16 protein-coding genes and 1 pseudogene are annotated in these 21,255 nt (G+C 64.1%); 2 read left to right on the top strand and 15 right to left on the bottom strand.

Features of this window, described 5'->3' with window-relative positions:
• Positions 1 to 2: 2 nt before the first annotated feature.
• The 14 genes and pseudogenes from H582_RS0122740 to H582_RS30530 form a co-directional block, all read right to left on the bottom strand.
• Positions 3 to 896 carry a LysR substrate-binding domain-containing protein gene (locus H582_RS0122740; protein WP_028600373.1) on the bottom strand — a complete coding sequence of 298 codons (894 nt, stop codon included), beginning with the start codon at positions 894 to 896 and terminating at the stop codon, positions 3 to 5.
• 4 nt (positions 897 to 900) lie between these two features.
• Positions 901 to 1,617 carry a metallophosphoesterase gene (locus H582_RS29180; protein WP_084137549.1) on the bottom strand — a complete coding sequence of 239 codons (717 nt, stop codon included), beginning with the start codon at positions 1,615 to 1,617 and terminating at the stop codon, positions 901 to 903.
• Between the two features lie 5 nt (positions 1,618 to 1,622).
• Positions 1,623 to 2,750, bottom strand: coding sequence for an ABC transporter ATP-binding protein (locus tag H582_RS0122730; protein ID WP_028600372.1), 1,128 nt, complete (start codon positions 2,748 to 2,750; stop codon positions 1,623 to 1,625).
• Positions 2,747 to 4,438 (bottom strand): ABC transporter permease, encoded by a 1,692-nt coding sequence (locus tag H582_RS0122725; protein WP_028600371.1) that lies wholly within the window; start codon positions 4,436 to 4,438, stop codon positions 2,747 to 2,749. Before H582_RS0122725 ends, H582_RS0122730 begins: the two co-directional genes overlap by 4 nt.
• A gap of 4 nt (positions 4,439 to 4,442) precedes the next feature.
• Positions 4,443 to 5,558 carry an extracellular solute-binding protein gene (locus H582_RS0122720; RefSeq protein ID WP_028600370.1) on the bottom strand — a complete coding sequence of 372 codons (1,116 nt, stop codon included), beginning with the start codon at positions 5,556 to 5,558 and terminating at the stop codon, positions 4,443 to 4,445.
• A 121-nt stretch (positions 5,559 to 5,679) separates the two neighbouring features.
• Complete coding sequence (locus tag H582_RS0122715; protein ID WP_205621435.1) at positions 5,680 to 6,666, bottom strand: M15 family metallopeptidase; 987 nt, start codon at positions 6,664 to 6,666, stop codon at positions 5,680 to 5,682.
• A gap of 655 nt (positions 6,667 to 7,321) precedes the next feature.
• A pseudogene (gene pflA, locus H582_RS29175) lies at positions 7,322 to 8,044 on the bottom strand (pyruvate formate-lyase-activating protein); the annotation flags it as partial.
• A 714-nt stretch (positions 8,045 to 8,758) separates the two neighbouring features.
• Positions 8,759 to 11,026, bottom strand: coding sequence for a formate C-acetyltransferase (gene pflB / locus H582_RS0122700; RefSeq protein WP_028600367.1), 2,268 nt, complete (start codon positions 11,024 to 11,026; stop codon positions 8,759 to 8,761).
• Positions 11,027 to 11,096: 70 nt separating this feature from the next.
• Positions 11,097 to 13,703, bottom strand: a complete 2,607-nt coding sequence (gene adhE, locus H582_RS0122695) for a bifunctional acetaldehyde-CoA/alcohol dehydrogenase (protein ID WP_028600366.1) — start codon at positions 13,701 to 13,703, stop codon at positions 11,097 to 11,099.
• Positions 13,704 to 13,894: 191 nt separating this feature from the next.
• Positions 13,895 to 14,440, bottom strand: coding sequence for a DoxX family protein (locus tag H582_RS0122690; RefSeq protein ID WP_028600365.1), 546 nt, complete (start codon positions 14,438 to 14,440; stop codon positions 13,895 to 13,897).
• 311 nt (positions 14,441 to 14,751) lie between these two features.
• A complete protein-coding gene (locus H582_RS0122685; protein ID WP_127464484.1) occupies positions 14,752 to 15,264 on the bottom strand; it encodes a hypothetical protein in 513 nt (170 codons plus the stop codon).
• A 761-nt stretch (positions 15,265 to 16,025) separates the two neighbouring features.
• The gene (locus H582_RS0122680) at positions 16,026 to 17,066 is read right to left on the bottom strand and encodes a PAS domain-containing sensor histidine kinase (protein ID WP_084137553.1); all 1,041 of its coding nucleotides are present in this window, start codon (positions 17,064 to 17,066) and stop codon (positions 16,026 to 16,028) included.
• Between the two features lie 253 nt (positions 17,067 to 17,319).
• On the bottom strand, positions 17,320 to 17,973 hold the full coding sequence (locus tag H582_RS0122675) for a response regulator (protein WP_028600362.1): 654 nt from the start codon (positions 17,971 to 17,973) through the stop codon (positions 17,320 to 17,322).
• 40 nt (positions 17,974 to 18,013) lie between these two features.
• Complete coding sequence (locus H582_RS30530) at positions 18,014 to 18,580, bottom strand: GAF domain-containing protein (RefSeq protein ID WP_052333565.1); 567 nt, start codon at positions 18,578 to 18,580, stop codon at positions 18,014 to 18,016.
• A gap of 283 nt (positions 18,581 to 18,863) precedes the next feature.
• Here H582_RS30530 and H582_RS0122665 point away from each other — a divergent pair, with 283 nt between their 5' ends.
• Positions 18,864 to 19,622 (top strand): Crp/Fnr family transcriptional regulator, encoded by a 759-nt coding sequence (locus H582_RS0122665; protein WP_052333564.1) that lies wholly within the window; start codon positions 18,864 to 18,866, stop codon positions 19,620 to 19,622.
• Between the two features lie 91 nt (positions 19,623 to 19,713).
• Here the strand turns inward: H582_RS0122665 and H582_RS0122660 are convergent, their stop codons facing one another.
• Entirely contained in the window at positions 19,714 to 20,415 is a 702-nt protein-coding gene (locus H582_RS0122660; RefSeq protein ID WP_028600360.1) for a CPBP family intramembrane glutamic endopeptidase, read from the bottom strand.
• A gap of 92 nt (positions 20,416 to 20,507) precedes the next feature.
• On the opposite strand from H582_RS0122660, the gene H582_RS0122655 reads away from it, so the two are divergent.
• Positions 20,508 to 21,245 (top strand): MerR family transcriptional regulator, encoded by a 738-nt coding sequence (locus H582_RS0122655; RefSeq protein WP_028600359.1) that lies wholly within the window; start codon positions 20,508 to 20,510, stop codon positions 21,243 to 21,245.
• Positions 21,246 to 21,255: the final 10 nt, after the last annotated feature.

Raw genomic sequence — 21,255 nt, 5'->3', positions numbered from 1 at the left:
GTTTATTGAATATGCTCCCAGTCCTGCAGCAGCTCCATCATGCTATCCAGCAGGCCGGAGTGATGGCGGTCGCGGTTGGTGGTGCAGCTGATCTTGCGCCGATAGCGGAATTCCGGGATCGCTCTTGCCAGCAGCTGGCCTCTGGCCACCTCTGCCTGGATCGCGAGTCCCGATGCGAATGTAACATGCCCGCCCTGAATGACCATCTGCTTGATCGCTTCCAGCGAATCCAGCTCCAGGTGCTGCTCCAGCTGGACTCCATGCTGCTCCAGCCAGCGGTCCGTCAGCTCGCGCGTGCTGGAATGCCGTCCATGGAGAACAAAATCAGCCGTGCAGAGGAGGCCCGGGGTCAGCTCAGAGCTCGCGGCCAGATAATGGCTCGGAGCATGCGCCAGCACCAGCTCGTCGTCGCAGAGCTCGCGCACGTCCAGCATCGGCAGGCGGAACGGCTCCGCCGACAGGACGCCGAGATCGATCTCGTGATTCAGCAGCATCTCCTTGATCACGGCAGAGGGCTTGACCGCCAGCGTGACCGTCACCTTGGGATGGCGCGCTGCAAACTCCTTGAGCAGGCGCGGCAGCATATAGGTAGCCGGGACGTAGCTGGCTCCGACGCGGAGGGTCCCTCTACCAGGAGTTCCGTATTCCTGGACGGTCCGCTTCGCCTCGGAGGCCAGGCAGTTGATTTTGCCGGCAAAATGCAGCAAGGCGCGTCCAGCCTCGGTCAGAATCACCTTGTCCATCCGAGGCTCGAACAGCTTCACGCCGTACTCCTGCTCCAGCGACTTCATATGGTAGGTGACCGTAGGCTGCTTGAGGCCCAGCACCTCTGCCACGGCGGTTACTTTGCGGTGCTTGTCGAGCAGCTCGACGATCTGGAATTTAAGCAGGTTCATCTCCCTATCCCGCCTCCCAATCGTTGATGGCGACAGCGGCTTGCACCTGACCAGGACCAGCGGGAGAAGTCGGACAGGAATAGTCCTTGCGTCCGGTCAGATCGACGAGCGTCAGCCGCAGGCCATGCTTGGCCCCGGTATCGATGCCGAGCTTGCCGGGACCACGCCACAGCTCTCCCGGCGGCGCTCCGATCTTGTGCGTCGGCGTATGCCCGAACACGATTTGTACTTGCGGCAGCCATTCGCCGCTTGTCTCCAACGTCCCGCCGCCATGCATCGGCGGCGCCTCTGCGGCCTCCGCGGCCCCCCAGAATTCTTCCCGGATGCCGATGAGATCGCGCTCCGCCTGCCGCTCCAGAGGCACTCCGGGACGGATGCCGGCATGCACGAACAGCCATCCGCCAGCCGCGGCATGCAGCGGCAGGCGCTTCAGAAACTGCAGCTGAACGGAGCTGCCGTGATCCAGGCTCCCGCGGCTCTCCAGCTCCTGCTCCAGCTGCCGCTGCAGATGCCGCTCCATGTTGCCGGCGAGCGCGACGGCGCCGCCGGCCGTCAGCTCCATGATTTCGTCCAGAGAACTCCATGTACACGGCTCGTAATCGATATAATCGCCCAGCAGAAAGAGCTTGTCCCGGCCCGGCTCGTAGGCGGCCGCTTGCAGCAGCCGGCGAGCCTCGGCGGTGAAGCCATGGATGTCGGACAACGCGAGTATTCGGGACATGAGGATCAGTTGGCCTCCAGTATGGGATAAAGGTACAGATCGGTCGGGGATATCGTCAGCAGGCCCTCGTCGCCGGCTGCGAGCGGCCGATGATGCAGGAACGTCAGCGGCTGTCCGTCGGACGTGCGGGCCAGCACTCTCCAGCCCTTGCCCTCAAAGACGCTGTGCACGACATGCACGGGCAGACGGTTCCGCTCCCAGGCCGGCTCCAGCGAAGCCGCTGATTCAGCGGCCTCGCCCGAGGTGCAGACGACATGCGGCTGAAAATCCGCCGCATCCGGACGGAAGAGCAGCTGAGCGGGTCCTTCTGCGTTGGACGCAGCCAGCTGGCCGGGCCACACCCCGGCCAGCTTCGCCTCTCCGACCGATACGCCCCCGCCGATCCTGCCCATGACCTCCAGCCGATTGCCCGCTCCCAGCAGCTTGGCCGCCGATGCGGATGCCGGCCGGCGCCAGCATTCCTGAGGCGTGCCGATCTGGTCGATCGCGCCTTCGCGCATGATGACCAGACGGTCGGCCATGGAGAAGGCTTCTTCCGGATCGTGGGTCACATGGAAGACCGTCGTGCCCAGCTTTTTGAACAGATAGGCCATCTCCGTGCGCATCTCGACGCGCAGCTGCATGTCGAGGTTCGAGAGCGGCTCGTCGAGCAGCATCAGATCCGGCTTGGTCGCGAGCGCCCGCGCGATGGCGACGCGCTGCTGCTGGCCGCCGGACAGCTGCGGCGGCAGGCGCTGCTCCAGTCCTTCCAGCCTGAGCAGCGCAGCCAGCTCCGCCACGGAGGCCTTGATGCCGGCCTGGTCCTGCCTGCTCCGGCGCATGCCGTAGGCGATATTTTCGAACACCGTCATATGGGGCCACAAGGCATAATCCTGGAATACCATGTTGATGCCGCGCTTCTCCGGCGCCAGCATGGCGGACCGGGAAGCGGCCAGCTTGCCGCGCAGCAGGATCTCGCCGCGGTCCGGCTGCTGCAGGCCGGCGATCAGCTGCAGCAGCGTCGACTTGCCGCAGCCGGACGGACCGAGCACGCTGATGATCTCTCCAGTCTGCACGCTCAGATCGACGCTCCCCAGCACCTCCTGCTTGCCGTACGATTTGCCTACTTGCTTGATCTCCAGCATCGCTGTCATGAAGTCGTTCTCCTTGAACGTCGGCGCGTCCCCCGGGCCAGCAGGTCCACGCTCAGAATGATCAGGACGACCAGTCCGGCTCCCGTCAGCGTCGCCGCCGATGCGTAGCCGAACCGGAGGTCCTCGAAGGCTTTGTTGATGACGACCGGCAGTGTCATATAGTTGGGCGGATACAGCACGGAGGACAGCGCCAGGTCGAATACGCTGGAGCCGAACGCCGTCAGTCCGGCCGAGAGGAGAGCGCCCTTCACGAGCGGCGCCAGCACCGTCCGCAGCCGAGAGAAGAAGCCGGCCCCTTGCAGCTGCGCCGCGGCCAGCAGTCGTTCCGGCACCTGGGCCATCGCTCCCGCCATGATGCGGGTGATGACCGGGATGGCGCCGGCTACGCCGCCGAGCGCGAGAATCCACGGCGTGCCGTACAGAAGCAGCCCGATGTGCTGCAGCCAGGCCTGGTTCCAGATGAAGATATAGCCGATGCCGAGCACGATGCCCGGCACCGCCAGCGAGACGAGGGACAGGACGTCGATCGTCTTCTTCAGCCTGAAGGAGGTATAGGTCAGGACATACGCCGTCAGGAAGCCGACGACAAGTCCGATTGCCGCCGCGGTCAGCGCAATTTCCAGGCTATGCGCCAGACCCTGCGCGAGGCGGCTGTCCCCCTGGAATAGAGCGCGGTAATGGTCCAGCGTGAACCCGCCGCCGGCGGAGTCGCCCTGCAGCGACATCAGCAGATTGGAGCCAAGCGGGATGCCGATGGCGATCGCCAGAAAGGCCGAGTTGGCCAGCGCCAGCAGCGAGCCGCCCCTTGCCGGACGGCGAGGCTGCGACTCCACCGCGCGCGAGGAGAGAAAGTCGAAGCGCGACTTGCGCATGGCATACAGCTGGACACTCATCGCGAGCGCGATCAGCAGCACGAGATAGAACGACAGCGCCCCTGCCATGTCGAAGCGGATCGGGGATGTGTACAGCGCGGAGTAGATGGAATAAGGCAGCGTCGGAAAGCGGAACACGGCTGCGATGGAGGCGGGCAGGCCGAAGTCGCCGACCGTGTCCATGAACACCAGCATCGCTCCCGAAGCGATCGCGGGCAGCAGCAGCGGCAGCTCCACGGTGCGCAGCACCGTCCATGGAGAGGCGCCCGACAGCCGCGCCGCGTCGCTCAGCCTCTCGACCCTCCACTGCAGCGCCGCCTTCACCGTCAAATAGGCCAGCGGGAACTTGCTCAGCGTCATGACGGCGATCAGCCCCGCTGGCTGGAACACCAGCGCGGACGCTCCGTCCCAGCCCAGCCGCTGGGCGGCGAGGCCGTCCGGAGCCGCGAACATGACCCATCCCTGCGCCAGAATGAAGGAAGGGGTGATCAGCAGCAGCCAGACCGAGATGTCCAGCAGTCTGGCCGTCGGAAAGGCCCAGCGGGAACGGGCAAAAGCCAGCGCTCCGCCGAGGAGCGTGGCCAGAACCGTCGTGCCCAGGCCGAGCAGGACCGAATTTTTGAGCGAGGCATACCATAGCGGCCGTCTGAAGATGTCGAGCAGCAAGGAAAGATCGCCGGTCTTCAGGGTGCCGAAGAAAATGCCGGGAAAGAGCACCTGGATGACGACGGCGAGCAGCGGCAGCAGAATGAGGACGAACAGGACGGCCAGCATCAGCCAGCCCGTCCTGTTGCCTTGACTCGGCAGGAGCTTCATTCCGTCACTTCACCGCTTTGTCCGCGAACCATTGCTTGATCTCGCCTTCATGCTCGCCGGCCCAAGCCGCTTCAGCCAAAACAAGCTTGGCATCTCCCGCGCGGTCGGCCTTGGCGTTCACGCCTTTGGCGGAAGGCTCGAAGTAGCTCTCCTCGCCCTTGTCGATCAGCGCCTGCTGCGTCGCGGGATCCAGCAGGAACTCGACAAACGCCTTGGCGGCTTCCAGATGCTTCGTCTCTTTCTGGATCGCGGCGACGCGCACCGACGCAGGGGCTCCTTCGGCAGGCCAGATGATATCGACCGGCTCGCCTTTGTTTTTCAGCGCGTAGGCGTTGCTTTCCTGAAGGGCGGCTGCCTTGATTTCCCCGCCGGTCAGCGCTTTGGCGACGTTCGGATTTTTCGGGTACACATGCATGCCGTTTTTGAACAGGCTGTCGAAATACCCTTTAGCGGCATCCATGCCTTGGCTCTGGAAGAAATAGGAGACGAACGGATAGGCCGGGGCGGCGACGGCAGGATCAGCCATGCCCAGCGCATTCTTGAACTTCGCATCGGCCAGATCGGCCCATGTCTTCGGAGCCGTGTCCTTCGTGAAGGCTTTCGTGTTGTAGGCGATGACGGCGGCAGCATGGGCGCCGGTCGGGTAATAGGTTCCGTTCGCCGGCACGAGTCCGCTGGCGAAGTCGGTCAGGTTGCCGATGTCCGCCGGCGTCCAGCCCTCCAGTAGTCGGCCGGTTTTGCCCAACTGGTCGATCAACGGCATGGAATCCATCCAGACGACATCCCAGTGCGGATTACCCTTCTCCGCTTCGATGCGGGAGGCCAGCTCGGCGCCGTTGCCGGATACGAGCTCCAGCTTGTAGCCGGTCGCCTGCTCGAACATCGGCTGGATGATTTCGTCGAAGTCGTTCAGGTAGACGACGAGCGGCTCGTCCGATTTGGACGGCGCCGTCGATGCCTCCGGAGCAGTTGATGCTTCCGTGCCGGCCGGAGCCTGTCCTTCTGCAGCGGGACCGGCTGCATTCTGGGACGCGTTCTGGGCTCCGCACGCGGATACGGCGAGGGAAAGCGACAGGGCGAGAAGGGCGGTAACGGTCTTGCGGCGGACCATAGCTGGCATATCGAAACCTCCTGATCAATGTCTTGATGCTACAAGCATAGAAGACCTGTGTCAGGGATCCGTCAACGTCAGGGTAAGGTTTTATTAAATAAATTCGATAAAATTGGATGGAATCATAGATTTATTCGATATCGAAATCGAAGTATTTCTTAGGAAACGGCTCCTTCTCCAACGTGTAATGCCACCATTCCTTGCTGTACGGCTTGAAGCCCGCCAGCTCCATCGCCCGCTTGAGCAGCGCGCGCCGCTCCGCCGGCGCCTTGCCGATCTCGGGGGTGCCGTGGCTCGAGATGTCCCCGAAAAAATCGAACGGCGAGCCCATGTCGGCCTCCTTGCCCGTCTTCCGCTCGAACAGCGTCAGATCGACCGTGCTTCCCCGCGAATGGCCGGAGCGCGAGGAGATATAGCCGAGCTTGAACGCCTTCGCCTTGTCCACCTCGGGGTAGAACTCCTCCTTCATCCGCTGGTCGGAGGCGTCCTTGGACCAGGCGACGAACTGCCGCACCGCCTTGGCCGGACGGTAGGCGTCGAAGATTTTCAGGCCGTAGCCCTTGGGCGCCAGGAAGTCATGGGCTTCCTTGAGCGCCTCGGCCGCCTGCTTCGTGAGGATCGCGTAGGGGGCATTGTAGCCGTCCAGCCGCGCTCCGACGAAGTTATAGTCCGTGAAATAGCGGATCTCGTATTGCGCCGTCGGAATGACTTCGTCCACATAGACGAAGCCGGACGGCAGCTTGCGCTTGCGTTCGGGCACGGGCTTCTTCTCCTCCCTGGGCGAGGCGGGCTTCGGCGACATCGCCGGAGCCGGCGAAGCGGCCGGCTCGGCCGGAGCCGGCGATGCGGCGGCGCTTGGCGCAGCGGAAGCAGCCGGCTCAGCGCCGTTGCCCGGCGATGCGGCGGCGCTTAGCGCAGCGGAAGCGGCCGGCTCAGCGCCGTTGCCCGGCGATGCGGCGGGGCTTGGCGATGCGGCGGCGCTTAGCGCAGCGGCATTCGCGCTGCCGCCGGCCGCTTCAAGGCTGCCGCTGGCGGCACCTTGGCCGCCTGCGTCGCAGGCGCTCAGCAGCAGCGCGGCGGCGGCTGCAAGCATGGCGGCTTTTCGCGTTCGACTCATCGACTCTCTCCTCCTTCGCTCTCGCTTCTACTCCTACGATTCTATCGGAGTCGGACGAAAAATCATACAAAACAAAACGCCCCGTACCGTCCCTTTCCACCGATGCGCCTCCACCAGTGGTACATTTACCACATACGAGCTCTCTCTCCGCCGATGCGACATCACCTCGTCTAGCCGCATGGACAGTGAGACGGACTCTGAATCCGCTCGAGGAGTTCTTTTACGCGGAAAAACCGGGCAGTAGACTCTCCGAGAGCGCGAGGCTAGGAATGTCACCCAATAATTGGGCCACAGCCTCCCCTGTTCGCCTCCATTCCGATCTCGGCAACCTGCGCAGATATACAAAAATCCAAGGCGCCCAAGCGCCTTGGATTCATTCGTTCTTCTCATCTGCCGTTTTGCCGATTTAGACGCCGCTGCCGCCCGCGCACCGCAGCTCCTGACCTGGTGCGGGGGCTGTTCTGCCATCGAAGCTCTGCTTGCAAGGCCTGCCTGCGCTGCCCACGTCCTCCGGCCCGGCGGCGCCTCGCACCGTCTCGGCCATGCCGCCATTCGCCGCGGCCGTCCCGTCTTGGCGTCCTTGATCGGCGGCCTCCCTGCTTCGGCGCCCTTGCTCGGCGGCCGTTCCTTCTCTGCGCCCTTGCTCGGCGGCCCCTTCCCGGCGGCCTTGCTCGATCCATTTCACGGCGCGATCGACTTCTTTGGCGTCCGGTTCGCGGTAGCCTTCCAGCGAGTAGGGACGTCCGAGCTGCTGCCATTTGAACACGCCCATCCGGTGATAAGGCAGCACCTCCACCTTCTCGACCGTGCGCAGGCCGGAGATGAAGCGTCCTAGCTTCATCAGATCGGCAGCGTTGTCCGTCAGTCCCGGCACGAGCACGCGGCGGATCCACATCGGGATGCCCATGCGCGACAAGTGGCAGGCGAACGTCAGGATTCGCTCGTTGGGCTGCGTCGTCAGCTTGCGGTGTCCTTCCGAATCCATGTATTTCAGATCGAGCAGCACCAGATCCGTCGCCTCGAGCAGCGCCTCCGCGTGATGCGGATCGCAGAAGCCAGAGGAGTCGAGCGCCGTGTGCAGCCCCCAGCGCCTCTTGCACTCGCGGAACAGCTCGGCGACAAACGGCGCCTGCAGCGTCGGCTCGCCGCCGGTGACCGTGATGCCGCCGCCGGAGCTTTTGTAATAGTCGACGTACGGTTCGATTTCGGCCAGCACCTCCTCGACCGTGCGCGGCTGTCCCGCGGCCGTATCCCAGCTGTCCGGGTTATGGCAATAGCGGCACTGCAAGGCGCAGCCCTGCATGAACAGCACGAAGCGGATTCCCGGACCGTCGAGCGTTCCGAACGTTTCGAGAGAGTGGATTCTCCCGGTGTGCATGATGGTTCCCTCCCTCTACCGTTTCGCAGCTCTCGTCCGCCCTTTTCTTCTCTTACCAAGTACTACCTTCACATCCAAGGCACTCTCGACTCCCTGGGTCCAGCCAACCGGCTCTCTCCCCGCATCCAAGGCACTCTCGACTCCCTGCTTCCAGCTGACCGGCTCTCTCCTCGCATCCAAGGCACTCTCGGCTCCCTGCTTCCAGCTGACCGGCTCTTTCCTCGCATCCAAGGCACTCTCGGCTCCCTGCTTCCGGCCAACCGGCTCTTTCGATTCTTGCAGGAGGGTGCTATTGAAAAGGGGAGCATCGGACTGCTAACCGTCGGCGTTCAGAGCAGCAGCTTGCCGCTCTGCGACAGCCACGCAGGTGTTCCTCCGCGCAGCGGCTATCGGCTTGAATGCTTGAATGTCTTTTTCCTTTCGCGCAGCGCCCTTTAAGCTCCGGGGCTCAGCGGCATCCTCTTCAAGGACCCGCCAGCGGAGCGAAGGGAAGGAGCCTGGAGAAGCGGACGCGTTCGCCTTTGAAGGCGGGAATCCACCTTTTTGGAAAAGGGGATCGGGGATTCCTGCGTTCAAGAGCGATCGGAGGGCCCTTCCCTTCGCGGAGCGGTTGTCGGGCTCCGAGCGCCTCGCGCCGGCCCGGCTGCCATGCGCCCGCTCCAATCCGCTCCAATCCGCTCCAATCCGCTCCCACCTATCGCCAGCGCCGCTCCGTCACACCGAGCCGTGGAACGTCCGGTTGATCACGTCCAGCTGCTGCTCGCGCGTCAGCTTGATGAAGTTCACCGCATACCCCGACACGCGGATCGTCAGCTGCGGGTACTGCTCCGGATGCTCCATCGCGTCCATCAGCTGCTCGCGGTTGAACACGTTCACGTTCAGATGGTGCCCGCCCTTGGCGCTGTAGCCGTCGAGCAGCGAGACGAGGTTCCTCACGCGGACGTCGGCCTCCTTGCCGAGCGCCTTCGGCACGATCGAGAACGTGTTGGAGATGCCGTCGAGGCTGCTGTCGTACGGCAGCTTGGCGACCGAGTTCAGCGAGGCGAGCGCGCCCTTGCGGTCGCGGCCGTGCATCGGGTTCGCGCCGGGGGCGAAAGGCTCGCCGGCCTTGCGGCCGTCCGGCGTGCTGCCGGTCTTTTTGCCGTAGACGACGTTCGACGTGATCGTCAGCACCGACTGCGTATGCACCGCTCCGCGGTACGTCTCATGCCGCCTCAGCTTGTTCATGAAGCGCTCCGTCAGCTCCACGGCGATGCGGTCGACGCGGTCGTCGTTGTTGCCGTACTGCGGGTAGTCGCCCTCGATCTCGAAGTCGACCGCCAGCCCGCGCTCGTCGCGGATCGGACGCACCTTGGCGTGCTTGATCGCGCTCAACGAGTCGGCGACGACCGACAGGCCGGCGATGCCGCAGGCCATCGTGCGCACGAGGTCGGTGTCGTGCAGCGCCATCTCGATGCGCTCGTAGCTGTACTTGTCGTGCATGTAGTGGATGACGTTGAGCGTGTCGATGTACAGCCCCGCCAGCCAGTCGAGCATGCTGTCGTAGCGCTTGAGCACTTCCTTGTAATCAAGCACGTCCGCCGTGATCGGCGCGTACGCCGGTCCGACCTGCTCGCCGAGCTTCTCGTCGACGCCGCCGTTGATCGCATACAGCAGCGCCTTGGCCAGGTTCGCCCGCGCGCCGAAAAACTGCATCTGCTTGCCGATCCGCATCGCCGACACGCAGCACGCGATGCCGTAGTCGTCGCCGTACAGCGGACGCATCAGATCGTCGTTCTCATACTGGATCGAGCTCGTGTCGATCGACACCTTGGCGCAGTATTCCTTGAACCCTTGCGGCAGCTGCCTCGACCAGAGCACCGTCAGGTTCGGCTCCGGCGCGGGTCCGAGATTGTACAGCGTGTGCAGGAAGCGGAAGCTGCTCTTGGTCACCCGCGAGCGCCCGTCCAGCCCCATGCCGCCGATCGATTCCGTCACCCACGTCGGATCGCCGCTGAACAGCTCGTTGTAGTCCGGCGTGCGCAGGAACTTCACCAGCCGCAGCTTCATGACGAGATGGTCGACCAGCTCCTGCGCCTGCGCCTCGTCGAGGCGTCCTTCGGCCAGGTCGCGCTCGATGTAGATGTCGAGGAAGCTGGAGATGCGCCCGATGCTCATCGCCGCGCCGTTCTGCTCCTTGATGGCCGCGAGGTAGGCGAAATACAGCCACTGCACCGCTTCCTTGGCCGTCGCGGCCGGCTCCGACAGGTCGAAGCCGTACGAGGCCGCCATCTGCTTCAGCTCGCCGAGCGCCCGGATCTGCTCGGACAGCTCCTCGCGCTGGCGGATGAGGCTCTCGCTCATCGGCGCGCCCTCGCGCTGCTTCAGCTCGGCCTTCTTGTCGGCGACGAGCCGGTCGATGCCGTACAGCGCCACGCGGCGGTAGTCGCCGATGATGCGGCCGCGGCCGTAGGCGTCCGGCAGGCCGGTGATGATGCCGGCCTTGCGCGCCAGGCGCATGTCGGCCGTGTAGGCGTCGAACACGCCCTGGTTATGCGTCTTGCGGATGTCGGTGAACGTCTTCACCATCGCCTCGTCCGCCTTGTAGCCGTACGCCTCGCAGGCGTCGATCACCATGCGGATGCCGCCGAAAGGCTGCACGGAGCGCTTCAGCGGCGCGTCCGTCTGCAGGCCGACGATCTGCTCCAGCGGCCGGTCGATGTAGCCGGGGCCGTGCGAGACGATCGTCGAGACGACGTCCGTGGAGACGTCGAGCACGCCGCCGCGCTCGCGCTCCTGCTTCATGAGCCGCAGCACCTCCTCCCACAGCGCGCGCGTCGCTTCCGTCGGCTCGGCGAGGAATGCCTCGTCGCCCTCGTACGGGGTCAGATTGGCGCCGATGAAGGCATTGACGTCGATGGCGCGCTGCCATTTGCCGGGACGAAAGCCTCTCCAGGCCTCCTGTCCTTCAGCCGCTCGGATGTCCTTTTCATTGATGGCCATAGCTGTACTCCTCCTTCGCTTGGTCGCCGCGCCGCGACGATCGCTTGATCGCCGCAGCGCGGCCTTCCTCCTAGAACCGTCCGTAGAAAGCGTTGCGATAGACGTCCGCCAGCTCGGTCACGAGCGGCATGCGCGGGTTGGCGGTCGTGCACTGGTCCTCGAAGGCGCGGTCGGCGAGCTCGTCGACGCGGGCCTCGAAGTCGCTCTCGTCAAAGCCGAGCGCCTGGAACGACTCCGGAATGCCGAGCGAGCGGTTCAGGCCGCGGATCGCCTCGATCAGGCTGGCGACGGCTTCCTCCGTCGTGCGGGCCGGCAGGCCGAGCAGGCGGGCGATGTCCGCGTAGCGCTTGTCGGCGACGAAGTGGTCGTATTTCGGGAACGAAGCGAACTTCGACGGCGCCGACGCGTTGTACTTGATGACATGCGGCATCAGAATCGCGTTCGTGCGGCCGTGGGCCGTATGGTACTGGCCGCCCCACTTGTGCGCCAGGCTGTGGTTGATGCCGAGGAAGGCGTTCGCGAACGCCATGCCGGCGATCGTCGAGGCGTTGTGCATTTTCTCGCGGGCTCTCGGATCGGCCTGATGGTACGACGCCTCCAGGTTCTCGAACACGAGCTGGATCGCCTTGAGCGCGAGGCCGTCCGTGTAGTCGCTCGCCATGACCGAGACGTACGCTTCGATCGCATGCGTCAGCACGTCCATGCCGGTGTCGGCGACCGCCGTCTTCGGCAGCGTGTACACGTAGTCCGGATCGACGATGGCGACGTCCGGCGTCAGCTCGTAGTCGGCGAGCGGGTACTTCGTGTTGCCCTTGTTCTTGTCGGTGATGACGGCGAACGAGGTCACCTCCGAGCCGGTGCCCGACGTCGTCGGGATGGCGACGAACTGGGCCTTGCTGCCGAGGCGCGGGTACTTGTAGATGCGCTTGCGGATGTCCAGGAACTTCATTTTCAGCGAGTCGAAGCTCGTGTCCGGGTACTCGTAGAACAGCCACATCGCCTTGGCCGCGTCCATCGGGGAGCCGCCGCCGAGCGCGATGATGCAGTCCGGCTTGAACGCCGCCAGCATGCGCGTGCCGCGCTCGACCGTCTCGACCGACGGGTCGGGCTCGACGTCGGAGAAGATCTCGACGGCGACCGGCAGCCGGCGCTTGCGCAGGTAGTACTCGACCTTCTCGACGTAGCCGAGCTTCACCATCGCCTCGTCGGTGATGATCGCCACGCGGGTGATGTCGGGCATTTTCTCGAGGTACTGGGTCGCGCCGCGCTCGAAGTAGATCTTCGGCGGGAGCTTGAACCACTGCATGTTGTTCGTCCGGGTCGCCACGCGCTTGATGTTGATGAGGTTCACCGCCGATACGTTGTTCGTCGTCGAGTTGCTGCCGTACGAGCCGCAGCCGAGCGTCAGCGACGGCAGGTTCGTGTTGTAGATGTCGCCGATCGCGCCGTGCGTCGAAGGGGAGTTGACGATGATGCGGCCGGTCTGCAGCCGCCCCGCGAACGCCGCGATGACCGCGTCGTCGTGCGAGTGCACGACCGAGGAGTGGCCCATGCCGCCGAAGGCGACGACCTGCGCGGCCCGCTCGATGCCGTCCTGCGCCGTCTTGACCTTGTAGCAGGCGAGCACGGGGCTCAGCTTCTCGGCCGACAGCGGGTATTTCTCGCCGACGCCTTCGAGCTCGGCGACGAGCACCTTCGTGCCGGCCGGGACGGAGATGCCGGCCATCTCGGCGATCTTGGCCGCGGACTGGCCGACGATGACGGCGTTGACCGCGCATTTGTCCGTCTGGATGACGAGCTTGGAGACGGCGGCCTTTTCCTCCTCGTTCAGGAAATGGCAGCCCTTCTCGCTCATGAGCCGCTTCGCCTCGGCATAGATCGGCTCGTCGAGGATGACCGCCTGCTCGGAGGCGCAGATCATGCCGTTGTCGAACGTCTTGGACAGGATCAGGTCGGTGACCGCCTGCTCCAGGTTCGCCGTGCGCTCGATGAAGCAAGGCACGTTGCCGGGACCGACGCCGAGCGCCGGCTTGCCGGTGCTGTACGCGGACTTGACCATCGCCGAGCCGCCGGTGGCGAGCACGAGCGCGATGTCCTTGTGGTTCATGAGCAGCTGCGTCGCTTCGACGGACGGATGCTCGATCCACTGGATGCAGTGCTCGGGAGCGCCGGCGGCGACGGCCGCCTGCAGCAGCGTGCGGGCCGCCTCCGAGCTGGAGCGCTGCGCCGACGGGTGGAACGCGAACACGATCGGGTTGCGGGTCTTGGCCGCGATCAGAGCCTTGAACATCGTCGTGGACGTCGGGTTGGTCACCGGCGTGATGCCGGCGATGACGCCGACGGGCTCGGCGACCTTGCGGTAGCTTTCGTGGACGTTCTCCTCGATGACGCCGACCGTTTTCTCGTTCTTGATGCTGTGGTAGATGTATTCCGTGGCGAAAATATTCTTGGTGATCTTGTCCTCGTAGACGCCGCGCCCGGTCTCCTCGACCGCAAGCTTGGCGAGCGGCATGTGCCGGTCGAGGCCGGCCAGCGCCATCGCCTGCACGATCCGGTCGACCTGCTCCTGGTCCAGCTTCATGTAGGCCGCCTGGGCTTTTTTGGCCCTTGCGGCCAGCCGGTTCACTTCATCCTGCGCGGAAACGACCTGCTGCTGGGCTTTTTCCTTCATCGCCATGACTCTCCTGCCTCCTGTCGGTCCTTTGCGGACCGTTTCTATGGATGCCGATCGCATGAGGAGCCGGCGGACCGCCGACCCCTCATGCCCCGGCGAGCCGGATCTGGATCAGATTCGGCTCGGATCTTCGTGGAGCTGTCTATGAGGTGCTGCCTGGATGAGCGTCTTGCTGGCGCTGGACTCGCGCCGGTTCAGTGCTTGGCGGCTTTCTTGGCGAACAGTCCGCGTCCGGCGCCGGCGTCCTCGCCGCCGCGCTCGTTCCACCACTTGCGCAGATGCGGCTTCAGCAGGCCGTCCAGTCCGAACCGTCCGGCGTTGGCGCCGGCGAAGAAGATGATCGTGCCGATCAGCAGCAGCCACGGGTTCGTGCTTACGGTGCCGGCGAAGAGGAAGAGGAAGTTGAGCATCATGCCGAAGAAGGCTGCCGTCAGCGTCAGTCCGCCGACGATGAGGCCAAGGCCGATCAGGAACTCGCCGACCGGGATGAGGAAGTTGATGATCTTCACGTTCGGCAGGGCGACATGCTCGATGAACCAGGTGTAGGTCGGGAACAGCACCTCCTGCGTCGCCCGATCGGCGACCGGCTTGGCGACCGCGTTCTGGAGGAAGCCTCCGGCATCGAAGCCGTCCCTCATCTTCTCCCACCCGTGCGTCATCCAATCCCAGCCTACATATACCCTCAGCAGCAGGATCGCTGCCCCTACCCATGCGTTTTCTCTGAAAAATTTGGCGACCATGACGGTCAACCCCTTTCGTGGATTAGACTTGCTTGCCTGGCTGTTTCTTCCTTGCTCCTTCATTATGCTTCTTGCCGGAAGGCTCGGATGTGCGGTTTGTCACGTTTGCCGTATTTTATTGTGAATATTTTCACTTAGTTCGGCGCGGCTAGGGTGTGTTTGCATCCTTCGAAGGAAGCAGATAGGGCCGAATTTTTGATCCCTGCGAGGAACGTAGGCGAAGGCGTACCGGGGGTACGTCGAGTCTGCGTGACGAAGCAGGGGGCAAAAAGGCGGTGATAGACGCTCCTGAGCGGGGTTGCAAACACGCCCTAGAAATCGTACCGGTTGGACCGGTCCTTCAGCTGCTGCACGAGCTCCTCTTCCTCCAGCATGCGGTTTTTGAGGATCGCATACGCTTGGAGCAGATGGGAGGTCAGCTTGCGGGCATCCTCCGGCTCCAGCGGCACGGCTGCCTGGCCGAGCCGTTCGTTGAAGCGCTCCAGGCACCGTTCGGCGAGCTCGTATTCATGGTCCATGAGCGCGAACAGATCGGGCTCCTCTCCCCAGTACCACGTCACATACGGCAGAAACTCCGTCTCCACCCAGCGGCTGTGCGCCTGCCAGTCCTCCTGCAGCTTCAGCACCTGGCTCGTCAGCTTGCGGAATTCCCGGCTCAGCCTCACCGGCTCTTCCGCCTGACGGACGGAGCAGGTCTGCCGGACGAGCGCCTGCAGCTCGGCGTGCAGCCGCTCCTGCTCCCGGGATGCCCGCTCGACTGCGATGTCGGGAGCGGGATGCGTCAGCGTCGAGAGCCTTTCCTCTTGCGGGGCCATGGTTCTCATCTCCATCAACCTCCTTGTTTCATGGCTTTAGTGTATCCTGCTTCTCACGGTATGTATGTGAAATAAATCACATTATAGAGAAAAGAAAGCCCGCCTCGCCCATCGGGCGGGGCGGAGCAGGGGCGGAGCAGGGGGCGTTGCCGCCGGGACGGGGCGCTCCCGCCGGGGCGAGGCGCTGCCGCTGGGCGGGGCGCGGGTGCTGGGCGGGGCGCTCCCGCCGGGACGGGGCGCTGCCGCCGGGACGGGGCGCGGGCACTGGGACGGGGCGCTGGCGTTGGGCGGGGCGCGGGTGCTGGGCGGGGCGACGCGTTCTCACTACGGAGGCATCCTCGGCGCTAACGATACTAGGAAACGCTATTCGGCGGTTTTGCAGGCTTTTTTTCCGCTAACGAAACGGAGGATCGCTATTTAGTTGGAAAGGCGGCTTTGGGAGCGGTTTGGACAGCAATAAGGCGTGTCCGTTTCGTTAGCCGGTTAAACCAGCACAAATCAGAACGAATAGAGCTCGTGAGTATCGCTAGCTTCGAGCAGAGGCATGTGATTGCTCCTGCACACCCGGTTTTTCCGCGCAGCTCCCCTCGTTCTTCCGTCTCCGCTACCCAGTTACTCGGTTTTTCCGCGCAACTCCGCTCGTTCGTCCGCCTCCATACCCGAGCTGCTCGGTTTTTCCGCGCAACTCCCCTCATTCGCCGCCTCCGCACCCGAGCTGCTCGGTTTTTCCGCGCAGCTCCCTCTCTGCATCAGCTAAGCCCAGCGCAGCTTCACGGCTGCTTCCGCTCCGCGGGCAGCGTCAGCTTCACCTCGGTGCCGAGGCCCGGGGCCGACCGCACCTCGAGCACGCCGCCGGCGGCGCGGGCCCGCTCCTCCATGCTGAACAGCCCGACGCCTCCGCCGCGCGGCTGCAGCGGCTCGAAGCCGGCGCCGTCGTCGCGGACGAGCGCCTCGAGCCGGCCCTCCTCCTCCTTCAGGGAGACGGAAGCCTCGGACACGCCCGCGTACTTGGCCAGATTGGTCAGCGCCTCCTGCACGACGCGGTAAAGCGCCGTCTCCGCGCCGAGCTCGGGCCGCCGGGACAGCGTCGAGACGAAGCGGACGCGGATGCCGTAATGACGCTCGAAGCTCTGGATGTAGGTGCGCAGCGCCGGCACGACGCCAAGATCGTCCAGCACGGACGGACGCAGCTCCCAGGCCATGCCGCGCACCTCCTCCATGAGCTGCGACACATCGGTCCGCAGCGACTCGAGTCGCGTATCGGCGCCCTCCAGCAGCATGCGGTCGAGCGAGATCTTGAGCGAGAACAGGCTTTGTCCGATCCCGTCATGCAGCTCGCGCGAGAAGCGCCGCCGCTCCTCCTCCTGGATCTGCATCATGCCCGCCATCGCCTGCTGCAGCTGGTCCTGCGTCTCCTTGAGCTCCGTCACCTCGTGGCGGATCGCCAGATACTGGTACGGCCGGCCCGACTCGTCGGCGAACGGTACGATGGTTGTATCGACCCAATACAGGCGGCCGTTTTTGGAGCGGTTGCGGATCTCGCCTTTCCATACCTGTCCGGAGGAGATGCGGCTCCATAGCTCGCGAAAAAAAGCCGGATCATGATGGCCCGACTTGACGATGCGATGCGTCTGGCCGATCAGCTCCTCGCGCGCGTAGCCCGAGATCGCGCAGAAGCGGTCGTTGACGTAGCGGATGCGCCCCGCCGCGTCGGTGACCGCCACGATCGAAGCCTCGTCGAGCGCGAACTTGACATTCGACAGCTGCCGCAGCGACTGGCGCAGCAGCTCCCGGAACCGCGGATCGTCCATCCGCGAGCCGATGCCCTCCAGCAGCAGCTCCACGTTCGCCCCGATCTCGCCGGGAGCAGGGGAGGACGCGGACGCTCCTGCCACTTCGGCAGCCTGCTCCAGCGCGGTCGAGGCCGCTTCCGCATGCTCCGCACATGCTCCTGCCGCTCCGGCGGCCTGCTCCGGCGCAGACGCTCCCGCTCCCTCCTCCGCCGCAGACGCTCCTGCCGCTCCGGACTCCGGACGCGGCTCGCCTTCCTTTTCCCGACCTGTCTCAGTCAAAATTCAACAGTCCCTTCTTGGCCGCGTATTTCACCAGGTCCGGCCTCGTGCGCAGGTCGAGCTTATCCATCAGGTTGCTCTTGTGGCTCTCGACCGTCTTGACGCTGATGAACAGCTGCTCGGCGATCTCCTTGTTGGAGTAGCCCTGCGCGACCTTGGCGAGAATCTCGCGCTCCCGGTCGGACAGCGACTCGAAGCTGCCGGCGAACTCGCCGCTGCGCGCCTTGTCGAGATAGTCGCTCATGAGCCGCTTCGTCGCCGCCGGGGACAGATATGCCTGGCCGTCCGCCACATGGCGCACCGCGCCGAGCAGCTCCTCGTAAGGAGCGCTCTTCAGCACATACCCCGACGCCCCCGAATGGATCGCGCGGAACAAATACTCCTCGTCGTCGTGCATCGTCAGAATGAGAACGGCGACATCCGGCAGCAGCTTCTTGAGCTCCGACGTCGCGCTCAAGCCGTCCTTGCCGTGCGGCATGCTGAGGTCCATCAGCACGACGTCCGGCCGCAGCTCCAGCGCCCTCGCGATCGCCTCGTCTCCGTCCGCCGCCTCGCCCGCCGCCTCCAGCCCGTCCCGGCCGTCCATCAGCTGGACGAGGCCGGACCGGACGACCGCATGATCGTCTACGACCAATACCCGTATCAAACGCCCGCCTCCTTGACCTTGCGCATTTTTTTCCAGTGTATCACAGCTGTCCGCTCCGCGGCTCGCCCGGCGGCGCCGCGATCCCTGACGCATGCGGCTCGCGGCCCCCGCCTCGATCCGATCCGAGATCCGATCCGAGATCGGGTTCAAGATCCGATCCGCGCCCGCGGACGGGGCGCTCCTCCAGCATCGCCTCCAGCCGTCTCGCTCCGGCATCCGCCGCGCTCCGGTCCGCAGCGGAAAACGCTTTCGGACCGCGGCAGCCGACGAGCAGCACGCCTCTCGGCCGGCCGGACGCCAGCAGCGGCACGGCATACGCCGAGCAGATGCCCTCCGCGATAAGCAGCGGATAGTCCTGCAGCTGCCGCCCGGCCCGCAGCTCCGCCGCCTGCAGCGTCATCGGCCGCCCGACCTTCAGCACCGTGCCCGCCAAGCCGCGGCCCGGCCGCTCCGCCATGATGCGGTAGCGCTCGCTCACCGCGCCGGACGCGACCCGCCAACGCAATCCGCCTCCAGCCAAGGCGAGCCCCGCGATCGCCAGGTCGCAGCCCAGCTCGCGCCGCAGCCGCTCCAGCTCCTCGCGGCCGCCCCTTTCCCCCTCCGTCATTGCCGTTCCCTCCTCTGGCGCATCCGCAGGCTGCGGCTCGATCCGCCTACCCCATGCGCCGATGACTTCCCTATGATCCAGTGTACGATGCCCGAGCGCGCAAGTAAGTCCGGGAGTTCCCTGATTCGATCCGGGAAAACTCCCCGAACTGCCCTTCGGATGTGATCAATCTCACCAACAAATAGGGGAATTCCTCCCCCTCGGTTCAGGCGGTTCCCTGATAACGGCAGCCGGCCGCATCCCGTATGATGGAATCAGAAAAGAAGCAAGGGAGCGAGCGGACATGGCGATGAGGCAGCCGGCGGCGGGATCCGCCTATGCGAAGGAAGCGGCAGAGGCTCAGCGGAGCGGATTTTCCGCCTTTTTCACGGCGGAGCAGTGGAGGAGCATCGAGGCGCTCATGACGGAGCGCCGCGTCGAAGAGGGCAGCTTCCTGTTCTGGGAAGGCGAGCCCGCCGACAAGCTTTATTTCATCCTTTCGGGCAAGGTGAAGCTGCGCAAGTCGACCGAGGACGGCAAGGAATTCATCCTGTCCATCCTTCAGGAAGGCGACCTGACGGGCGGCCCCGAGGCCGGGCGGCAGTCGGTGTACGGCTTCAGCGCCGAGGCCGCGCGGGAAGCGCGCATCGGCGTCATCGCCTGGAAGGAGCTCGAGGCGCTGCTGCTGAGCAGCGGAGAGCTCGCCGTGCGCTGGATGAACGGAATGGCGCTCCAGCAGCGCATCGCCGAGTCGAAGTTCCGCGACCTGCTGCTGTACGGCAAGCCGGGCGCGCTCGCCAGCACGCTGATCCGCCTGTCCAACAGCTACGGCCGGCTGCGGCCGAACGGCCTCGAGATCGGGCTGCGCCTGACCAACGCCGAGTTGGCCGAATTCATCGGCACGACGCGCGAGAGCGTCAACCGCATGCTCGCGTCGATGAAGGACGAGGGCATCGTCTCGGTCAAAGGCGGCCTCATCACGATCGCCGACCTGCCCGCCCTGCGGCGGCTGTGCGGCTGCCCGAGCTGCCCCGCTTGTCCCAAGGAAGTATGCCGCATCTGAAGCGCAGGCCCGGCTTCCCGCTCCGCGTCCGCGCGGCCAAACAGCCTCCGCCCCATCAGACGATGGAGCGGAGGCTGTTTCCCTGTGTCGATCAGCTCATTGCCGTGAGCAGCACGGCGATCGTATTGAACGCCCCGTGGATGATCATGCCGGGTATGACCGATCCCGTCCGCTCATAGGCCCATGCAAACACGATTCCGCTTACGAAATTGACAGGCATCGCATTCAGGGTCGGGTAATGGGCAAGCGTGAAGATCAAAGAGCTGACCGCGATCGCCCCCATCCTTCCCATGCGGGTCCTTAACCAGCGATACATGAATCCGCGATAGAAAATCTCTTCATACACCGGCGACACGATGCCGGCGGATACGATGCCGATCAGCACCGCGACGAGAGAGGCGTTCTGCTTCAAGCTCTCGGTCTTGCTGTTGTCCACCGTATTTCCGAAAAAGCTCGTCAAATAAACGACCGCTACGCTTCCTGCAATCAATACGAGCAGCCAGAGCAGAATTTTCCACCATGCCTTCGCCGGAAACCGTTTCAGACCGACTTCCTCCCATGACGCCCGTTTCGGCCGCAGAGCGACCACATACACCCCGGCCAGCAAAACAATCGCAATCGTCGCCCCTGTAAGCGTTCCTGAGTACAGCGTATTTCCGAGCCATTCCTCGTAGATCGACTGCATGCCGTACTTGACCGCGACCATGACAAAGAAGAATTCCAGCGCGAGCAAGGCGGCGAATTCACGCCAAGTCCACTCATCCCTCTTCCACTCGATAACCGTTCCTTTCATCCCGTTCCCTCCGTACTCTGTGATATCCTTGTACTCAGGATAGACGGTGACGCAACGTCACCTGCAAGCTTTTTTTCGGGAGGAAGGAAACGATGTCTAGATGGACGACAGGGCAAGTATCCAAGCAGCGGAACATTTCCGTTCGAACCTTGCGGTACTACGATCAGATCGGTCTTTTGACGCCCAGCGAGAAGGAAGAGAACGGCCGCAGGTATTATTCGGAGGAGGATCTGTTCACGCTCGAAAAGATCACCTTGCTCAAATCCCTCTCGCTGCCGCTCGAGGAGATCCAGCATGTCATGGACAAGCTGTCCTTCCGCCATGTTCTGGTTGCCCATCACAATCATCTGCAGGAGCAGCTCGCCGCTCTGCAGAGCAGCATGGAAAATACGACTTCCTTGATCAACATGATGGATCTGGAAGGCACGCTCTCCTGGGACCGGGTGTCTCATCTGGTCCGGACCGTCCAGCCCAAGTCGAAGCAATGGATCGATTATTTCAACGATGACGAAAGCTCCTTCCTGCAGGACGCCCTTCCGAGCCTCAACCGCGGCGACAAGACTTCTCAACACTATGTTTCCTTGCTGCGCCGGATCGAATGGTGCGTGCGGCAATCCATTCCGCCGGAATCGGAAGAAGGCCTCCGCATCGCGAGCGAGCTGATGAAGCTGTCGCTCGAGACCTTCCAAGGGGACGAACAATTGATGAGCAAGTTCTGGGAGGTAAGGAAGCTGCCTGCCGAGCAGTCGGGCCTCTATCCCGTATCCAATGAAGTGCTGGAGTTTGTGGAAAAAAGCCTAGCTTACGCATCCGAAAAAGACGGGGATTAGGGAGCAAAAG

It is taken from the genome of Paenibacillus pasadenensis DSM 19293, from assembly GCF_000422485.1.
Lineage (GTDB): Bacteria > Bacillota > Bacilli > Paenibacillales > Paenibacillaceae > Paenibacillus_O > Paenibacillus_O pasadenensis.
Note: the sequence above shows the minus strand (reverse complement) of the source record. Positions and strands in the feature narration are given on the sequence as shown.

Coding starts and splice junctions, on each gene's coding strand:
- H582_RS29180 (WP_084137549.1), bottom strand. CDS start 1,617: ATGTCCCGAATACTCGCGTTGTCCGACATCCATGGCTTCACCGCCGAG.
- H582_RS0122665 (WP_052333564.1), top strand. CDS start 18,864: ATGGCGATGAGGCAGCCGGCGGCGGGATCCGCCTATGCGAAGGAAGCG.
- adhE (WP_028600366.1), bottom strand. CDS start 13,703: ATGGCGATGAAGGAAAAAGCCCAGCAGCAGGTCGTTTCCGCGCAGGAT.
- H582_RS0122690 (WP_028600365.1), bottom strand. CDS start 14,440: ATGGTCGCCAAATTTTTCAGAGAAAACGCATGGGTAGGGGCAGCGATC.
- H582_RS0122655 (WP_028600359.1), top strand. CDS start 20,508: ATGTCTAGATGGACGACAGGGCAAGTATCCAAGCAGCGGAACATTTCC.
- H582_RS0122725 (WP_028600371.1), bottom strand. CDS start 4,438: ATGAAGCTCCTGCCGAGTCAAGGCAACAGGACGGGCTGGCTGATGCTG.
- H582_RS0122680 (WP_084137553.1), bottom strand. CDS start 17,066: ATGGACGATCCGCGGTTCCGGGAGCTGCTGCGCCAGTCGCTGCGGCAG.
- H582_RS0122685 (WP_127464484.1), bottom strand. CDS start 15,264: ATGAGAACCATGGCCCCGCAAGAGGAAAGGCTCTCGACGCTGACGCAT.
- H582_RS0122715 (WP_205621435.1), bottom strand. CDS start 6,666: ATGAGTCGAACGCGAAAAGCCGCCATGCTTGCAGCCGCCGCCGCGCTG.
- H582_RS0122660 (WP_028600360.1), bottom strand. CDS start 20,415: ATGAAAGGAACGGTTATCGAGTGGAAGAGGGATGAGTGGACTTGGCGT.
- H582_RS0122730 (WP_028600372.1), bottom strand. CDS start 2,750: ATGACAGCGATGCTGGAGATCAAGCAAGTAGGCAAATCGTACGGCAAG.
- pflB (WP_028600367.1), bottom strand. CDS start 11,026: ATGGCCATCAATGAAAAGGACATCCGAGCGGCTGAAGGACAGGAGGCC.
- H582_RS30530 (WP_052333565.1), bottom strand. CDS start 18,580: ATGACGGAGGGGGAAAGGGGCGGCCGCGAGGAGCTGGAGCGGCTGCGG.
- H582_RS0122720 (WP_028600370.1), bottom strand. CDS start 5,558: ATGCCAGCTATGGTCCGCCGCAAGACCGTTACCGCCCTTCTCGCCCTG.
- H582_RS0122740 (WP_028600373.1), bottom strand. CDS start 896: ATGAACCTGCTTAAATTCCAGATCGTCGAGCTGCTCGACAAGCACCGC.